Origin of the sequence: Nocardiopsis baichengensis YIM 90130, from assembly GCF_000341205.1 — a bacterium.
Classification (GTDB): domain Bacteria; phylum Actinomycetota; class Actinomycetes; order Streptosporangiales; family Streptosporangiaceae; genus Nocardiopsis_A; species Nocardiopsis_A halophila.
The window spans coordinates 57,924-75,166 of the sequence record NZ_ANAS01000038.1 but is presented as its reverse complement, the minus strand read 5'-3'; the positions used below and the strand labels follow the sequence as shown (position 1 = coordinate 75,166).

At 75.3% G+C, this 17,243-nt stretch carries 15 protein-coding genes; 7 read left to right on the top strand and 8 right to left on the bottom strand.

The window, feature by feature from the left end; genetic code table 11:
• Positions 1-239 precede the first annotated feature (239 nt).
• Entirely contained in the window at positions 240-1,760 is a 1,521-nt protein-coding gene (locus C892_RS0125630; protein WP_017559550.1) for an MFS transporter, read from the top strand.
• A gap of 40 nt (positions 1,761-1,800) precedes the next feature.
• Here C892_RS0125630 and C892_RS0125625 read toward each other — a convergent pair whose 3' ends face one another.
• Genes C892_RS0125625 through C892_RS0125615 form a run of 3 tightly spaced genes read right to left on the bottom strand, consistent with a single transcriptional unit; the run spans position 1,801 to position 4,102 of the window.
• Positions 1,801-2,691, bottom strand: coding sequence for an SRPBCC family protein (locus tag C892_RS0125625; RefSeq protein ID WP_017559549.1), 891 nt, complete (start codon positions 2,689-2,691; stop codon positions 1,801-1,803).
• On the bottom strand, positions 2,688-3,011 hold the full coding sequence (locus C892_RS0125620; RefSeq protein ID WP_017559548.1) for an ArsR/SmtB family transcription factor: 324 nt from the start codon (positions 3,009-3,011) through the stop codon (positions 2,688-2,690). The genes C892_RS0125625 and C892_RS0125620 overlap by 4 nt, the downstream gene beginning before the upstream one ends.
• A 53-nt stretch (positions 3,012-3,064) precedes the next feature.
• On the bottom strand, positions 3,065-4,102 hold the full coding sequence (locus tag C892_RS0125615; RefSeq protein WP_017559547.1) for a LacI family DNA-binding transcriptional regulator: 1,038 nt from the start codon (positions 4,100-4,102) through the stop codon (positions 3,065-3,067).
• Between the two features lie 215 nt (positions 4,103-4,317).
• Here C892_RS0125615 and C892_RS0125610 point away from each other — a divergent pair, with 215 nt between their 5' ends.
• The 5 genes from C892_RS0125610 (at position 4,318) to C892_RS0125590 (ending at position 10,694) form a co-directional block, all read left to right on the top strand.
• Positions 4,318-5,619 carry an extracellular solute-binding protein gene (locus C892_RS0125610; RefSeq protein ID WP_017559546.1) on the top strand — a complete coding sequence of 434 codons (1,302 nt, stop codon included), beginning with the start codon at positions 4,318-4,320 and terminating at the stop codon, positions 5,617-5,619.
• Entirely contained in the window at positions 5,616-6,527 is a 912-nt protein-coding gene (locus C892_RS0125605) for a carbohydrate ABC transporter permease (protein ID WP_017559545.1), read from the top strand. The genes C892_RS0125610 and C892_RS0125605 overlap by 4 nt, the downstream gene beginning before the upstream one ends.
• A complete protein-coding gene (locus C892_RS0125600; RefSeq protein ID WP_017559544.1) occupies positions 6,527-7,351 on the top strand; it encodes a carbohydrate ABC transporter permease in 825 nt (274 codons plus the stop codon). The genes C892_RS0125605 and C892_RS0125600 overlap by 1 nt, the downstream gene beginning before the upstream one ends.
• Positions 7,352-7,416: 65 nt before the next feature.
• On the top strand, positions 7,417-9,759 hold the full coding sequence (locus tag C892_RS0125595) for a glycoside hydrolase family 3 protein (protein WP_017559543.1): 2,343 nt from the start codon (positions 7,417-7,419) through the stop codon (positions 9,757-9,759).
• Positions 9,760-9,773: 14 nt separating this feature from the next.
• A complete protein-coding gene (locus C892_RS0125590) occupies positions 9,774-10,694 on the top strand; it encodes an aldose 1-epimerase family protein (protein WP_040685604.1) in 921 nt (306 codons plus the stop codon).
• An 86-nt stretch (positions 10,695-10,780) separates the two neighbouring features.
• Here the strand turns inward: C892_RS0125590 and C892_RS0125585 are convergent, their stop codons facing one another.
• The 3 genes from C892_RS0125585 to C892_RS0125575 all read right to left on the bottom strand — a co-directional run bounded on the left by C892_RS0125585 (position 10,781) and on the right by C892_RS0125575 (position 13,954).
• On the bottom strand, positions 10,781-12,538 hold the full coding sequence (locus C892_RS0125585; RefSeq protein WP_017559541.1) for a glycoside hydrolase family 6 protein: 1,758 nt from the start codon (positions 12,536-12,538) through the stop codon (positions 10,781-10,783).
• A 578-nt stretch (positions 12,539-13,116) separates the two neighbouring features.
• Positions 13,117-13,626, bottom strand: a complete 510-nt coding sequence (locus C892_RS29590) for a suppressor of fused domain protein (protein WP_193374810.1) — start codon at positions 13,624-13,626, stop codon at positions 13,117-13,119.
• Between the two features lie 43 nt (positions 13,627-13,669).
• On the bottom strand, positions 13,670-13,954 hold the full coding sequence (locus C892_RS0125575; protein ID WP_017559540.1) for an AbrB/MazE/SpoVT family DNA-binding domain-containing protein: 285 nt from the start codon (positions 13,952-13,954) through the stop codon (positions 13,670-13,672).
• A 142-nt stretch (positions 13,955-14,096) separates the two neighbouring features.
• Here C892_RS0125575 and C892_RS0125570 point away from each other — a divergent pair, with 142 nt between their 5' ends.
• Positions 14,097-15,230 (top strand): DUF418 domain-containing protein, encoded by a 1,134-nt coding sequence (locus C892_RS0125570; protein ID WP_017559539.1) that lies wholly within the window; start codon positions 14,097-14,099, stop codon positions 15,228-15,230.
• On the opposite strand, the gene C892_RS0125565 is transcribed toward C892_RS0125570, so the two are convergent.
• A complete protein-coding gene (locus C892_RS0125565; RefSeq protein ID WP_017559538.1) occupies positions 15,221-16,150 on the bottom strand; it encodes an alpha/beta fold hydrolase in 930 nt (309 codons plus the stop codon). The genes C892_RS0125570 and C892_RS0125565 overlap by 10 nt on opposite strands.
• Positions 16,147-17,217, bottom strand: a complete 1,071-nt coding sequence (locus C892_RS0125560) for a tartrate dehydrogenase (protein ID WP_017559537.1) — start codon at positions 17,215-17,217, stop codon at positions 16,147-16,149. The genes C892_RS0125565 and C892_RS0125560 overlap by 4 nt, the downstream gene beginning before the upstream one ends.
• Between the last annotated feature and the right edge of the window lie 26 nt (positions 17,218-17,243).

The window sequence follows — 17,243 nt, the reverse complement described above, 5'->3', positions numbered from 1 at the left end:
TCCGAAGGCGGAAACGGCACCACTCCAGCGGACGTGCCCCCGGCCTGACTCCTGTGCCCTGGGCCGGGCCTCTCTGATCGGACCGGGCCGCGGGGCAGCGGTCATCCTGCGGGACCGGCCGGCAGCGGGCGTGCGCGGGGTGTGCGGGCGCCGTGCGCGGGGCCGCCGAGTCTGGGCCCCGCCGGGGACGGACCCGGCGCATGCGAACGATGCCGACACCACCGACACGAAGGATCCCCATGCCCCATCGGAGCGACGCGCGGACGGGCGCCCTGCAGTGGGCGGGCCTGGCCGTGCTGGCCCTGCCCACGGTGCTGCTGGGCCTGGACCTGACCGTCCTGCACCTGGCCCTGCCCTCCCTCGCCGAGGACCTGCGTCCCAGCGCCGTCCAGCAGCTGTGGATCGTGGACGCCTACGGCTTCCTGATCGCCGGCTTCCTCGTCACGATGGGCACGCTCGGGGACCGGATCGGCCGCCGGCGGCTGCTGACGGTCGGCGGCACCGCGTTCGTCGCGGCCTCGCTGCTCGCCGCCTACGCGCCCAGCCCCGAGGCCCTGATCGCCGCCCGCGCCGCCCTGGGCATCGCCGGCGCCACGCTCATGCCCTCCACGCTCGCGCTCATCGGCACCCTGTTCCCCGACCCGCACCGGCGCGCGCTGGCGATCGGCCTGTGGGCCACGTTCTTCGCCGGCGGCATGGCCGCCGGACCGCTGGTCGGCGGCGTGCTCCTGGAGCGCTTCTGGTGGGGCTCCGCCTTCCTGCTCGCCGTGCCGGTCATCTGCGCCATGCTCGTCCTGGCACCGCTGCTGCTGCCCGAGGACCGCGCGCCGAACGCCGGGCGGATCGACCTGGTCAGCGTGGGCCTGTCGCTGGGCGCCCTGCTGCCCGCCGTCTACGCGGTCAAGAAGGCCGCCGAGTCGGGGCCGGTCCCGGAGGTGATCGCCGCCGTCGGGGCCGGCGCGGTGGTCGCGACCGTGTTCGTGCGCCGCCAGCGCCGCCTCGACGACCCGCTGCTGGACGTGGCGCTGTTCGGCGACCGCGCCTTCTCGGTCGCCCTGGCGGTGATGCTGGTGTGCCTGGCGGGCGTCGGCGGCACCATGCTGCTGACCACGCAGTACCTGCAACTGGTCGAGGAGCTGTCGCCGACGGCGGCCGGGCTCTGGTTCGGCCCGCCCGCGCTGGCGATGGCGCTCTCCTCGGTCGGGGCCCCGCTGCTGGCCCGCCGGGTGCGCCCGGGGTTCGTGGTCGCCGGGACGTTGGCCGTCTCCTCGGGCGGCTACGTGCTGCTGGGCACGGCCGGGGCCGACGGCGGCCCGGTTCCGGTGGTCGCCGCGTTCTCCCTGGCCTACCTGGGGCTGGGGGCGGTGGCGGCGCTGGGCACCGACCTCGTGGTGGGCACGGCGCCGCCGGAGAAGGCCGGGTCGGCCTCGGCCCTGTCGGAGACCGTCCAGGAGCTGGGCCTGTCGGCGGGGATCGCCCTGGTGGGCAGCCTCGCCGCCGCGGTCTACGGCTCCCGCATGGGCGCGGACGCGCTCGCCGGGCTCCCGCCCGAGACGGCGCACGCGGCCGCGCAGGGCCTGCCGGGGGCGCTCTCGGTCGCCGACGAGCTCCCCGCCGGGGTCCTGAACCGGGCCGAAGAGGCGTTCATGGCGGGGCTCAACACGGCCGGCTGGACCGGCGCCGCCGTCGTCCTCGCCCTGGCCGCGACAGCCGCGGTGGCGCTCCGCGGCGTGGGCGGGGACGCCGGCGGGCGCCCCTGAGTCCCCGCCGGTGGAGGCGGCCCGACGCACGGCCCCGGGCTCACGGCTCCAGTCCGGCGGCCCGGCGGCCCACCTCCCGGACGCGGGCCTCCCACGCCGGCAGCGCCTCGGCGAGCCGGCCGCGGTCCGCCGCCTCCGCCGTCTGGACCACCTCCAGCCGCGCACCGTGGCCGGTTCCCGGGGACAGCTCCCAGCGCACACGGCCCACCCGGGCGCCGCCGTCGGTCCACGCGTACTCCAGCAGGGCCGGGTGCTTCACCTCGGTGACGGGCCCGGCCTCCACGCCGGCGGCGCGGAACCCCTCGGGGACCCGGGCACCGGGCTCGACCGCGCCCTCCCCCGCGAGCATCGACCACACCTCGTCGGCGGGCCGGGCGAGCTGGCGCTCCACGGTGAGCACCGCCTCCCCGGAGGCCTCCTCGATCCGCCCCGCGCCCAGGCCGAACCGGTCGACGGCCTCCTCCAGCGCCGACGGCGGCGGCGCGGCCCACTCGGGCTCGCGCCCGGCGGCGACCGCCCGCAGCGCCCCCAGGCAGGTGTCCCAGCCCACGGCGTAGCTCGCCGCGCCCGGCCGGTCGTCGAAGACGTGGGTGAACACCAGCAGGCACCCGTCCCCGTCCGGCTCCAGCTCGAAGCGGGCGATGTCGTCGCCCTCCCGGCCCATCTCCTCGGGCGCGTGCTCGCTGAAGGCGAACCTGTGCGGCGGGTCGAGCTCGACGACCACCCCGTCCATGGTGGTCCCCTCCCCGTCGTCGAAGCGGATCGCCCCGCCCACCCGCAAGTCCAGGGAGGCGACGGGGAACGGGTACCAGCGGTTCAGCCGCTCGGGCTCGGTGAGCGCCCGCCACACCTGCTCCACGGGGTGGGCCAGCCGCCGCTCCATGCGCAGGGCGGGGCGGCCGTCGACGGTCGTGAGTTCGTCCGCGGTCATGGCTCCTCCTCGGTACCGCGCCCCTCGTCGAGGTGGCGCTCCAGGGCGTCCAGGCTCTCCTGCCACATCCGCCGGTAGGGGGAGAGCCACGCGTCGAGTTCGACGAGCGGCGCGGGGTCGATCCCGTACCACCGGCGCTGCGCCTCCCGCCGCACCCGCACCAGCCCGGCCTCGCGCAGCACCCGCAGGTGCTTGGAAGCGGCGGGCTGGCTGAGCCCCAGCTCCCCGGCGACCTCCCCGACCAGGTGCGGCCGGCGCCGCAGCAGGTCGAGGATGCGGCGCCGGGTGGGGTCGGCCAGTGCGGTGAACGGCAGGGACATGGCTCCAATATACCAACTCGGTTATATGCCTCATCTGGAATACAGGAGCCGCGTCACCGGCCCGGCGGAGCCGTCGAGGCCCGGACCACCAGCCGGGTCGCCAGCTGCACGTGGTGGGAGTCCGGGCTCTGGCCGCGGGACAACTGCAGGACCGTGCGCATGGCCACCCGGCCCATGTCGTGCAGCGGCTGGCGCACCGAGGTCAGCGGCGGGTCGGTCCACATCGCCCCGTGGGTGTCGTCGAAGCCCACCACGCTCAGGTCGCCCGGGACCGACAGGCCCCGGGCGCGCGCCTCCTGCAGCACGCCGACGGCGACCGTGTCACTGGCCGCGAAGACCGCCGTGGGCGGATCGGCGGCGCCCAGGAGGCGGGCGGCCATCGCCCGGCCCGCCTCCACGGTGAACGCCGGAGGGTCCTCGGGGGCGGCGAGCACCGGCCCCGGGGCGGCCCCCGCCGACTCCAGCGCCTCGCGGAACCCGTGCAGACGCTCGCGCGCGGGCACCGACCCGGTGGGCCCGCCGGCGTGCGCGATCCTCCGGTGCCCCAGCGCCAGCAGGTGCTCGGTGGCCTGCACGCCCCCGGCCCAGTTGGTGGCGCCCACGCTGACCACGTCCTCGTCCAGCGGGTTGATCGGGTCGACGACGACCAGCCCCAGCCCCCGGCGCCGGCAGGCGGCGACCTCCTCCGGGGCCAGCCGGGAGGTCACCACCACCAGCCCGGACCTGCGCCGCGCGGCCAGCCGCTCGATGAGGCCGGTGCCCAGCGGCGCCGGCGCCGGCGCCCCCGACGGGGCCAGCGCGCTCGTCACCACCTCGGCGTCCAGCTCCCGCCCCGCCGCCAGCAGCCCGTCCAGCACGTGCAGCGCGTACAGGCTGACCATGCTGTCGAAGACGACGTGCACCGAGGGCGCGGGGGCGGGGTCGCGCGGCCCGGTGCTCGGCGCGTAGTCCAGCACCCGCACGGCCTCGCGCACCCGCGTCCGGGTGCCCTCGCCCACCCCGGGGCGCCCGTTGAGCACCTTGGACACCGTCGCCTTGGACACCCCCGCCGCGGCGGCCACCTCCTCCAGGGTCGGCCGTGCACCGTCCACCGTCCGCCTCCTCCGTTCGCGTACCGCACCCACCCTATCCCGAAACTTTTTCGTTCATTCGCGTCGAAATCGATACCACTCCGGGGCGTTGACACGGAGATACCCCCTTTTTACTGTGAAGCCGATCACGAAATAGCCCGGAAACTCAACGAAAAAATTTCGTACTATCTGCCGCGGCCCGCGCCCCCTCGGGCCCGGCGGAAGGGACTGACCCCATGGCACCGAGCAGTGCGGGACGCACCCTGACGGCCGCCTCCGCGGTCCTCGTCCTGGCCGCGGCCGCCGGATGCGGCGGCTTCGGCGGAGGCGGCTCCTCCCCCGGTGGCGGCGGCGCCACCGCCTGGGCCCTGACCGGCGGCTCCGAGGAGGCCTTCCGGACCTCCTTCGACTCCTGGAACGAGGCCAACCCCGACCGCGAGATCGCCGTCGAATGGTTCGCCAACGACGCCTACAAGGAGAAGATCCGCACCGCCGTCGGCTCCGGCCAGGCCCCCACCCTGGTCTTCTCCTGGGCCGGCGGCACGCTGGCCGACTACGCCCGGAGCGGCCAGGTGCAGGACCTTTCCGGGCAGGTCGACGGCGCCACCGAGGACCTGCTGCCCTCGGTGGCCGCCAACGGCGAGGTCGACGGCGGCCTCTACGCCGTGCCCAACAACCAGGCGCAGCCGGCCGTCCTCTACTACAACGAGGACGTCCTGGCCGACGCCGGGGTGGAGCCGCCCGAGACCCTCGCGGACATGATGGAGGCCGTCGAGGCGCTCAAGGACGAGGGCGTGGTGCCCATCGCTCTGGCCGGGCAGAGCGTGTGGCCCGAGCTCATGTGGATCCAGTACCTCACCGACCGCATCGGCGGCCCGGAGGTCTTCCAGCGCATCCTGGACGGCGAGGAGGGCGCCTGGTCCGACCCGGCGGTCGTCGAGGCCGCCACCGCCGTCGAGGACCTGGTCGAGGCGGGCGCGTTCGGTGACGGCTTCGGCTCGGTGGACGCCGACTCCGGCGCCGACACCGCACTGCTGCACACCGGCAAGGCCGGAATGCTGCTGCAGGGCAGCTGGGTCTACCCGAACATGGCCTCCGACGCGCCCGGCTTCGTCGAGGACGGCCTGGGCCACACCGCCTTCCCCGCGGTCGAGGGCGGGGCCGGCGACCCCTCCAACATCGTCGGCAACCCCGCCAACTTCTGGTCGGTCTCCTCCGACGCCCCGGAGGAGGAGCGGCAGACCGCCGTCGACTACCTGAACGAGCAGGTCTACAACGAGGAGCACGTGCAGTCCCTGCTGGACCTGGGCAGCGTGCCGCCGGTCGCCGGCCTGGAGGAGGAGATCGCCGCCCAGGACGACCCCGAGCACCTGGAGTTCACCTACGGCATGGTGCGCGACGCCGACCACTTCCAGCTCTCCTGGGACCAGGCGCTCCCGCCCGCCCAGGCCCAGGAGCTGCTGTCCAACCTCGACCTGCTCTTCCTCGGCGAGCTGACCCCCGAGGAGTTCGCCGCGGCGATGGACCGCACGCTGTGAGGGCCGCGCCACCGCACCGGGCCCGCCCCGCCCCCGCCTCCGGGGGCGGGCCCACCCCGTGGATGGCGGCGCCCGCGCTCGTGCTGTTCGGCCTGTTCGCCCTGGTCCCGCTCGCCGGGGTGGCCGTGCTCTCCTTCGCCTCCTGGGACGGGCTCGGCGCCCCCCGGTGGGCCGGCGCCGACAACTGGGCGCGCGCCGCCGGGGACCCCGTGACCCGCGAGGCGGTCTGGCTCACCGTCAAGCTCACCGTGCTCTGCTACCTGTTCCAGGCCCCGGTCAGCCTGCTCCTGGGCGTCTACACCGCCACCCGCACCCGCCACCGCGAGGTGCTGGCGGTGCTGTACTTCCTGCCGCTGCTGTTCAGCTCGGCGGCCGTGGCCCTGACGTTCAAGGGCCTGCTCGACCCGAACTTCGGCCTGGGCGCCGCCCTGGACCTGCCGCTGCTGGCCCGCGACTGGCTGGGCGACCCCGACCTGGCGCTGGGCGTGGTCGTGTTCGTCGTCGGGTGGTCCTTCATACCGTTCCACGCCCTGCTCTACCAGGGCGGGGTGCGGCAGATCCCCGCGTCCCTGTACGAGGCGGCGCGGATCGACGGCGCGAGCGCCCCCGCCCAGTTCCTGCACATCACCCTTCCCCAGCTCAAGTACACGATCGTGACCTCCTCGACGCTGATGCTCGTCGGCTCGCTGACCTACTTCGACCTGGTGTTCGTGCTGACCGCGGGCGGCCCCGGGGGCGCCACCCGCATCCTCCCGCTGGACATGTACCTGACCGGTTTCCGCTCCTACGACATGGGCCAGGCGAGCGCGATCGGCGTCGTCCTGGTCGCCGTCGGCCTCGCCCTGGCCCTCGGACTCAACCGGCTCACCGGCTCCCACCGGATGGAGAGCCGGCAGGAGGGGGCGTGATGGCCGCGCGGACCCGACCCAACGCGCTCGGCGCCCTGGGCGGCTGGCTCTGGCTGGCCGTCACGGTGCTGCCCGTCTACTACATCATCGTCACCAGCCTGCGCACCCAGGCCGACTACTACGACGAGAACCCGCTGTCCCTGCCGTCGGACCCGACCCTGGCCGCCTACGGCCGCGTCCTGGACGCCGGCTTCCCCGGCTACCTCGCCAACAGCGTGGTGGTCACGGCCGCCGCCGTCGCCGGAACCCTGGCCGTCTCGCTGATGGCCGCCTACGTGGTGGTGCGCGGGCGCACCCGGTTCGCCCGGCGGGTGTTCCAGGCCGTGCTGCTGGGGATCGCCATCCCCATCCAGGCCACCGTCGTGCCCGTCTACTACCTCATCGTGCAGCTCGGCCTCTACGACACCCTGGCCGCGCTCGTCCTGCCCTCCATCGCCTTCGCCATCCCGCTGACCGTGCTCATCCTGGTCAACTTCCTGCGCGACGTGCCGGAGGACCTGTTCGCCTCGATGCGCGTCGACGGGGCCGGCGACTGGCGGATCCTGTGGAGCCTGGTCCTGCCGCTGACCCGGCCCGCCCTGGTGACCGTGGGCGTCTACGACGCGCTCCAGGTGTGGAACGGCTTCCTGTTCCCCCTGGTCCTCACGCAGAGCCAGAGCACCCGCGTGCTGCCGATGACGCTGTGGGCCTTCGAGGGCTCCTTCGGCGTCGACGTGCCCGGACTGCTGGCCGCGGTCGTGCTGTCCGTGCTGCCCGTGGCCGCCGTGTACGCCGTCGCCCGCCGCCAGCTCGTCGCCGGGCTGACCGCCGGGTTCGGCCGCTGACGCTCCCCGCCGCACCCCCGCCCGCACCGCACTGCACCGCCCTGCACCGCCCGACAAGGAGAAGCATGCCCGAGCACACCCCGCCGCCCGCCGACGACGAACGGGTCGAGGCCCTGATCGCCTCCATGACCGTGGAGGAGAAGCTGGCCCAGCTGTCCTCCTCCTGGCCCCGGCCGGAACCGGAGCCCGGGCAGGACGCGGGCGAGGGCGGCGTCGCCCCCATGGAGGACGCCTTCCAGGAGGGCCACCGCGACTACGAGGAGGCCTCCGAGCACGGGCTGGGGCACCTGACCCGGGTGTTCGGCAGCGCGCCGGTCTCCCCCCGCGAGGGCCGGGCCCGCCTCGCCGAACTGCAGAAGCGGCTCACCGACGGCACCCGCACGGGCATCCCCGCCATCGCCCACGAGGAGTGCCTGACCGGCTTCACCGCCTACGGCGCGACCGTCTACCCGGCGCCCCTGGCCTGGGCCGCCGCCTTCTCCCCGGAGCTGGTCCGCCGGATGGCCGGCGCCATCGCCCGCGACATGCGCGCGGTGGGCGTGCACCAGGGCCTGGCCCCCCTCATGGACGTCGCCCGCGACCCGCGCTGGGGGCGCGTGGAGGAGACCATGGGCGAGGACCCCTACCTGGTGGGCACCACCGGCACCGCTTACGTCCGCGGGCTGGAGGAGAACGGGATCGTCGCCACCCTCAAGCACTTCGCCGGGTACTCCGCCTCGCGGGCGGGCCGCAACCACGCGCCGGTCTCCGTGGGCCCGCGCGAGTTCGCCGACGTCCTGCTCCCCCCGTTCGAGATGGCCGTGCGCGAGGGCGGCGCCCGCTCGGTGATGAACTCCTACAGCGACGTCGACGGCCTGCCGGCCGCCGCCGACGAGGAGCTGCTCACCGGCGTGCTGCGGGACCGGTGGGGCTTCGCCGGCACGGTCGTCTCCGACTACTGGTCGATCCCCTTCCTCGACCTCACCCACCGCGTCACCGCCGACCGCGCCGAATCCGGCGCGCTCGCCCTGCGCGCCGGCATCGACGTCGAGCTGCCCGAGGGCGACGCCTACCCGCGGCTGGCCGCGGCGGTCGCCTCCGGCGCCCTGCCCCTGCACCTGGTGGACCGCGCGGTCCGCCGGGTGCTCCGGCAGAAGGCCGGGCTGGGGCTGCTCGACCCCGGGTGGCGGGCGGTCCCCGAGGACGGCGGCGGGGACGGCGGCGGCGACGTGGACCTGGACTCCCCCGCCAACCGCGCGCTGGCCCGGGAGGCCGCCGAGGCCTCGGTGGTGCTGCTGGAGAACCGCGGCGCCCTGCCGCTGGACCCCGGCACCGGCGCCCGGATCGCGCTCGTCGGCCCCTGCGGGGCCGAGCCGCGCACCTTCCTGGGCTGCTACTCCTTCCCCAACCACGTGCTGTCCCGCTCCGCCGACCGGGGCACCGGGGTGCGGGTGGACTCCCTGGCCGAGGCGCTGCGCGCCGAGTTCCCCCGCGCCCGGGTGGAGCAGGCCGACGGGGTCCCGGTGCGCGAGGCCGACCGCTCGCAGATCCCCGCGGCCGCGGCGGCGGCCGCCCGCGCCGACGTGTGCGTGGTCGCGGTCGGCGACCTGGCCGGGCTGTTCGGCCGGGGCACCTCCGGCGAGGGGTGCGACGCCCCCGACCTCGCGCTGCCCGGCGCCCAGGGGGAGCTGGTGGAGACCGTGCTGGCCACCGGCACCCCGGTGGTGCTGGTCTGCGTGTCCGGCCGGCCCTATGCGCTGGGCGCCTACGCCGAGGGGTGCGCCGCACTGGTCCAGGCGTTCCTGCCCGGCGAGGAGGGCGGGGCGGCGATCGCCGGGGTGCTGTCGGGCCGGGTGAACCCCGGCGGCCGGCTCCCGATCGGGGTGCCCCGCCACCCCGGCGGCCAGCCCGCCCCCTACCTGGCGCCGCCGCTGGGGCGGGCGAGCGCGGGCATCTCCGACCTCGACCCCTCGCCGCTCTACCCCTTCGGACACGGCCGGTCCTACACCTCCTTCGCCCTGTCCGACCTGCGGCTGAGCACCGCCTCGATCCCCGCCGACGGGGAGCTCGCGGCCGAGGTGACGGTGCGCAACACCGGCGGGCGGGACGGCGACGAGGTCGTCCAGCTCTACCTGACCGACGAGACCGCGCAGGTCACCCGCCCCGAGCGGGAGCTGGTGGGCTACGCCCGCATCGGGGTCCCGGCCGGCGGTGCGCGCCGGGTGCGGTTCCGGCTGCACGCCGACCGCACCTCCTTCACCGGGCGCGGGGGCGCGCGCATCGTCGAGCCGGGCGCGTTCACCCTGGCGGCGGGCCACTCCAGCGAGGACCTGCCGCTGTCCGCCCGCTTCACCGTCACCGGGGCGCCGCGCACGGTCGGCGAGGGCCGCGTCCTGACGACCCCCGTGGAGGTGGTGCCGGCCGGGTGAGTACCCTGCCCGCCATGCCCCTCGACACGCCCCCCGCCCCCCTCGACGTTCCCCGGCACCGCCTGGCCGCCGGGCCCTACGAAGCCGTCGTCACCGAACAGGGCGCCGCCCTGCGCGAGCTCCGCCACCGCGGCCGCGACCTGGTGTTCGACCGGTCCGGAGCCGTCCCCTTCCCCCGCTTCTCGGGCGCGGTGCTCGCCCCATGGCCGAACCGGATCGCCGGCGCCGCCTACCGGTTCGCCGGCCGCGAGCACCGGCTCGCCGTGGACGAGCCGGGGCGCGGCACCGCGCTGCACGGCCTGGCGGTGTGGGACCGCTGGGAGGCCGAGGAGGCCTCCGAGGCGGCCCTGACCCTGTCCGACGTGGTCTGGCCCCGCCCCGGGTACCCGTTCACCCTCGGGGTGCGGGCCCACTACGTGCTCGGCGAGGACGGCCTCTCCCTCACCCTGACCGCCACCAACCTGGGGCGGGAGGCCGCCCCCGCGGGCCTGTCCGCCCACCCCTACTTCACGGCCGGGGACGGCGCCTGCGACGACTGGAGCCTGCACCTGCCCTGCCGGGAGGTGCTCACCGTGGACGGGAACCTGATCCCCACCGGCCGCGTGCCGGCGCACGAGCAGGGCCTCGACTTCACGGCACCGCGCGCCGTCGGCGGCGCGGTGGTCGACCACGCCTTCACCGGGGCCCCCGAGGGACCCGGCGAGGCGGTGCTGGACGGGCCCGGCGACGGGGTGCGCATCGGCTGGTCACCGCGGTGCCGGTGGGTGCAGGTGTACACCCTGCACCTGCCCGGCGAGCCGGACCACCGGCGCGCCGTCGCCGTGGAGCCCATGACCTGCGCCCCCGACGCCTTCAACAGCGGCGAGGGCCTGGCCGTCCTGGAGCCGGGCGAGAGCCTGTCCATGGAGATGACCGTCGCGGCCGCCGGGGACTGAGACCGGCCGCGCCCCGCCCGTGGCCGCGCCCCCGCCGGAGGGGGGGGAAGGAGGGGGCGGGGGCGCGGCCGGTCACCGGAATCCGGTCACACGGAGGGGTGGGCGTTGGCCAGGAGCTCCTGGAACTGCGCGGAGAACCAGTGGCCGGCCAGCGGGGCGTCCGGCAGGGCGCCGGACGGGTTGTTCCCGTTGCGCGGGTTCCCCTCATAGGTGGGGGCGCACATCCGGTCGAAGCCCTTGCCCTCGTCGTTGGGGATCTCCTCGCTGGAGCCGTCCGACTCGCCGGGCGGCTTCACCCAGACGTAGGCGTCGATCCCCGGCTCGGGCTCGGCGGCGGGCCGGTGGCCCAGCCCCGCGCCGGACTGGTTGCACCAGTTCCCGACGTGGATCCTGCGGTCGACTCGGCTGTCCTCGACGAAGGTGTTCGGGTCGGTCGAGGAGCTGGGGCCCGACGGCCGCTCCGCGCCGCCCCACCCGTTGCGGGAGGTGTCGATCAGCATCCCGGTGTCGGCGCTGAACCCGACGGAGACCGCCTCCTCGCGCAGCCCCTGGGCGAAGGTCAGCTCGTCGACGTACTGGTTCCAGTCGATCCAGTCCGACTGGCGGATCTGCTGCCCGCCGACCGTGTCGCCCACGTCGAAGTGCGGCTCGGTCAGCGCCGAGTAGTTGGCGGTGTTGGTGACGAAGCCGTGCACGTCGTCCGGTGAGGCACCGTGGGAGTTCGCGGTCTCGTAGAACAGCTCCATCGCCGGTCCGAGGTTGGTGTCCCAGCCGATCCAACCGTGGTGCCCGGCGTCGACGTAGTTGTAGACGTTGGGGATCTCGCCCAGCGTGTCGAGGGCGTAGGCCACGCCTTCCTCGTAGTTGCCGTTGGCGAGCATGGTGTCGCACGCCTCGGTCGCGCCGGGGTTGCCGCCGACGTTGGTGACCAGGTTCGGCAGCGAGTCGGGCTCGATGGTGGCGACGATGCGCAGGTCGGCGTACTCCTCGTCGCCGAGGATCTCGGCGATGGGGTCGATGTACTCCTCCTTGTAGCGGCCGATCTCCTCCGGGCCGAGCTCTCCGTTGGAGGCCAGCGCGGCGCAGTCCCGGCCGGGCAGGTTGTAGACCACGGTCTGGATCACCATGGGCCGGTCCCCGGAGCTCTGCTCCAGGGCGGCGTCGAGGTGGTCGCGCAGGCCCATGTCGCCGGTGGTGGGGCTGTCGTTGCCCTCGATGGCGCCGATCCGGTCCATCCACACGGCGGTGGACTCGTCGGCCACGGCCTCGCCGCCGGGCTCGGAGGCGGCGTTCTCGGACCACACGGGGTTGACGTAGGTGTCGGCGCCCGCGAAGGGGTTGTCGACGCGCTCCCCCGGCTCGGGGTCCGGGTCCGGATCGGGGTCCGGGTCCGGGTCCGGGCCGGGATCGGTGGTGCCGTCGCACTCCACGCCGTTCAGGGTGAAGGTCCCCGGAACCGCGTTGTCGCCGCTGTGGTTCCCGTTGAACCCGAACTGCGCGGTGGCGTCGGTGCCCAGGGCCGCATTGTGCCCGGAGCCGGTCACCTCCACGTGGGCGCCGTCCTGGGCGAAGGTGCCGTTCCACCCGTTGGTGACCTGCTGGTCCCCGGGGAAGTCCCACTCCAGCTTCCAGGAGTCCAGCGGGTCGCCGAGGTTGGTCACCGCCACGTTCGCGGTGAAGCCGGAACCCCAGTCGTTGGCCACCGTGTAGTCCACGGTGCAGCCCTCGGCGGCCTGCGCCGGGGAGCCCACGGCGAGCGCGGCCGCGCCCAGGGCGAGCGCCGAGACGCCGGCCGCGGCCCGTCCCGGCCACCGCCGGTCCCGGCGATGGGTGTGTGATCTCATCGATCCTCCTCTGGGGGTGGCCCGCCGCGCGGTGTCGGTGCGGCGGGCCGGGGGATGGGGGTGCAACGGCCGGTACCCGGGAGCGAGCCGGGGCCGGCCCTTCCGGACCGGGGCGGCGCCTCCGGTCGGGAAGTCATCGGGTGCGGAGGGGGCGGTTCCGTCCCTGCGCCAGGCGCTGCGGGAACGCACCGGTGCGGGCGCACGGGGAGCAGGGCGGTCGGCGGGCGGGCGTCGGGACAGGGACGGCGGCACTGCCGGTGGGAGCGCTCCCACACTGCGGTCGGGAGGACTCGCGGCCACCGTAAGCGCACCGCCCCGACGACGGAACCCCCGCAACCCCGACCCCGGGAAAGCGCATCCCGAACGCGCCGCGCCGCGGCCCCCTCCGCCCGAGTTCACGCGCCGATCCCGGGAGCACACCCCGCCCCTGTCCGGATCCGGCCACCCGAACCGGGGTGGCCGGACCCGTCGCCGTGCGCTATCCGCGATCGAAGCAGCAGGTCACAGGCGCCGGAAGGCCTCCTGGAGGGCCTGCGCGCCCTCCGGGTGGTCGAGGAAGGACCCCCGGGCGACGTCGGTCACCCCCCAGCGGCATCCAGGGCCCCAGCGCATGCAGCAGCGCCTGCGCCCGGCCGCCCTTCGCGGCCTCGTACTCGTCCCGGGTCAGGCCCACCGCTCGGAGGAAGGACACCCGGCCCGTTCGGGGGCGCGACCGCCCCCAGCTCCGGGGCCCCGGTGAAGGTGACGGCCGTGATCCGCGAACCGCCGTCCTCGGCGCCCAGCGCGCCGCCGACGCCCATCGTGTGCCCGGGCGTGCGCGCCGGGCGGAAGGGGAGGAGCCCGAAGCCCCACCCGAAGACCTCCGGGTCGTCGGACTCCTTGTCGTAGAGCTCGCTCATCCCGTAGCCGACGACGTGCCAGTGCGGCACGGGGCCGGTGCGCGGGTCGAAACCGGTCCCGTCCAGCGGGTCGGGCCCGCCGAGCGTCCACGGCCGCTCCGTCCCCAGGTGCCGCGGGGCGGGCCGGTCGTGGATCCACTGAAGAGCACCGCCGATCGCGCCCCGTCCGGGCGCGTTGCGATCGTCCATGCAGCAACCCACGCGGCCCGGACCGGGCCGGTTCCGGCCGGGGTCAGGACGGGGCGCCCTCGTCCGGGCCGTCCTCCCCGGCCATGTGCCGCTCGACCATGGACATCAGGGCGTTCGAGCCCTGGAGGTTGGCCATGAGGCGGTCCAGGGTCATCAGCGCCAACCCCTGCTCGGGGTCGCCGAGGACCAGCAGCTTGGTGCCGGGCGTGATGCCCAGGTCGCGGCGGGCCTGCGCGGGGATGGCGATCTGTCCGCGCTCGCTCACCGTCACCGCGCCGTAGAAGCCCCGGCCCCCCGGGCCGTAGGAGGCCGTGCCGTCGGCCGCCATATCGCCACCGCCTCTCCCGTGAACGGTCCGCAAAGCGTATCAAGCGGGCCCTGTCCTGGTCCGGCCGACGGAAACCCTGGATGCATGATTTACACGTCATAACATGTAGGCAGGTACGGATCCCCTGCGCGCAAGGAGCGCCATGGCCACCACCGCGACCCGGGCGCCCGCCCGCGCCCTCGCCCCCGACCTGGCCCGCGGCGCCATGCTGCTGGCCATCGCCTGCGCCCACGCCCCGCTGTTCGTCGCCGCCGTCGACCGCGGTCCTGCCGCGGCCGACGCCGCCGCCCTGGCCCTGTACGAGGTCGCCGTGGGCAACCACGCGCGGCCGATGTTCGCCTTCCTGTTCGGCTACGCCCTGGTGCAGATGCTCGACCGGCGCACCCGCGGCGGGGACGACGCCGCCGGCGTCCGGCGCATGCTGCGCCGCCGCGGCGGGTGGCTGGTGGTCTTCGGCGCCGTGCACACGCTGGTCGTGCCGATCGACATCCTGGCGGTCTACGGGGCCGTTTCGGTGCCGCTCATCGCCCTGCTGCGGGTCCGGCGGCGGACGCTGCTGTGGACCGGCTTCGCGCTCCTGGTGCCCGCGACCCCCTCGGTGGGCATGGGGACGTGGACGGCGATGTCGCAGGGCGTGTGGACCTTCGAGATCGGAGCGGTTCCCCCCGTCACCGGAGACCTGGCGCAGGTGTACGCCGAGCGCCTCCCGGCCTGGGCCTTCTCCCTGCTCTTCGGCGGTGTGGCCGTCGCACCGCCCATCGTCTTCGGGATGTGGGCGGCACGCCTGGGCGTGCTGGACGAGCCCGCACGGCACCGCACCCTGCTGATCCGCGCCGTCGTCGCCACCCAGGCCCTGTCCGTGGCCGGCGCGGTCCCGGCGATCCTGGTGCACCTGGACGTGTGGACCCCCGCGTCGGCGGGCGCGCTGTGGACCGCCGCCCTCCTCCAGCCGCTGACCGGCTTCTTCGGCGGGATGGGGCTCGCCGCCGCCATCGCTCTGGCCGCGATCGCCGCCGCCCGCTCCGGCGGGCGCACGACCGCCGCGGTCCAGGCGCTGGGGCAGCGGTCGATGACCTTCTACCTCTTCCAGAGCGCCGCGTTCCTCCTGGTCTTCCGCTCCTACGGCCTGGGGCTGCAGGACCGCCTCGGCCTGGCCGGCGCCTTCGGCGTCGCCGCCGCCGTGTGGGCGGTCTCGCTCGCCGCGGCCGAGGCGATGCGCCGCGCGGGGCGCCGCGGCCCGGCCGAGGTCCTGCTGCGGCGGCTCTCCTACCGGTGATCCGGCTCCAGGGCGAGGAACGCCTCCAGGCGCGCGGCGGTCTCCCCGGGGCGCTCCTCCTGGACCAGGTGCCCGCAGTCCAGGGCCTCCCCGTCCACCGGCGCCCCGGAGACCTCCCTCCACGCGGCCGGGACGTCGTACAGCCGCCCCACGGTGCCGCGCGCCCCCCACAGCGCCAGCAGGGGCCGCGTGAGCAGGCGCCCCTCCCGGGCGTCGGCGTCGTCGTGCTCCAGGTCGACGGTGGCGGCGGCGCGGTAGTCCTCGCAGACGGCCCGCACCGTGTCCGGGTCGCGGTAGCACCGCAGGTACTCGCGGGCCAGGTCCTCCTCGGGCACCCCCGGGGTGCCGCTCTGCTCGCGCAGGTGGGTGCGCAGGAAGGTCTCGGTCGCCCCGGCGATCATCTCCTCGGGCAGCGGCGCCGGGCGGATGAGGAAGAACCACCAGTAGTAGCGGGAGGCGAACTCCCGGTCGGTGCGGGCGTACATGGTGGCGGTGGGCGCGATGTCCAGGACCGCGAGCCGCTCGACCGCCGCCGGGTGGTCCAGGGCCATCCGGTGGGCGACGCGCCCGCCCCGGTCGTGCCCGGCCACGGCGAAGGAGGTGTGCCCGAGCGCGCGCATCAGGCGCACCTGGTCCCGGGCCATCGCACGCTTGCTGTAGGCCAGGTGCGCGTCGTCACTGGGCGGCTTTCCCGAATCCCCGTACCCGCGCAGGTCGGGGGCGACCACCGTGAAGCGCTCGGCCAGCCGGGGGGCCGCCGCCCGCCAGGTGGCGTGGGTCTGGGGGTGGCCGTGCAGCAGCAGGAGCGGCGGACCGCTCCCGGCGGTCGCCGCCCGGATCCGCAGCGGAGGGCCGGCGTCGGTGGCGACCTCCACGTCGGCGGCGGCGAACCCGGGCAGCATCGTGGCGGGCGCGCTCATGCGACCGCCTCGGCCACCGCCTTGCCCAGTGAGGCCGTGGTCCCGGTTCCGCCCAGATCCGGGGTGAGCACGGCCGGGTCCCCGGCGAGCACCTCCTCGATCGCGCGCAGCACCGCCGCGGCCGCCGCGGCCTCCCCCAGGTGCTCGAGCATCATCGCGCCGCTCCAGATCTGGCCGACCGGGTCGGCGATCCCCTTTCCTGCGATGTCCGGCGCCGACCCGTGCACCGGCTCGAACAGGCTCGGGTAGCGGCGCTCGGGGTCGATGTTGGCGCTGGGCGCGATCCCGATGGTGCCGGCGCAGGCCGGGCCCAGGTCGGAGAGGATGTCGCCGAACAGGTTGCTGGCCACGACCACGTCGAACCGGCCCGGGTCGCGCACGAAGTGCGCGGTGAGGATGTCGATGTGGTAGCTCTCCACGGCCACGTCGGGGAAGGCGGCGGCCACGGCGGCCACCCGCTCGTCCCAGTAGGGCATGGTCTGGGAGATGCCGTTGCTCTTGGTGGCCGAGGTCAGCCGCCGCTCCCGGCCGCGCGCCAGCTCGAAGGCGTAGCGCAGGATCCGGTCGACGCCGGTGCGGGTCATCACCGTCTCCTGGACGACCGTCTCGCGCTCGGTGCCCTCGAACATCCGCCCGCCGATGGAGCTGTACTCGCCCTCGGTGTTCTCGCGGACCACCAGGAAGTCGATGTCGCCGGGGCCGAGCCCGGCCAGCGGGCTGCGCACCCCCGGCATCAGGCGGACCGGTCGGACGTTGGCGTACAGGTCGAAGCGCCGCCGGAACTGCAGCAGGCTCCCCCACAGCGAGACGTGGTCGGGCACGGTCGCCGGCCAGCCCACGGCGCCGAGGAAGAGCGCGTCGTGGCGCACCAGCTCCTCGAACCAGCCCTCGGGGAGCATGGCGCCGTGCCGCTCGTAGTAGGGCGCCGAGGCGAAGCCGTACTCGACCGGGTCGAGCTCGAAGCCGTAGGCCTCGGCGGCGGCGCGCAGCACCCGCACGCCCTCGGGGACGACCTCCGTGCCGATGCCGTCTCCGGGGATCACGGCGATCCGGTACCTGCGGCTCATGCGGGCTCCTCTCCGGTTTCCGGTGC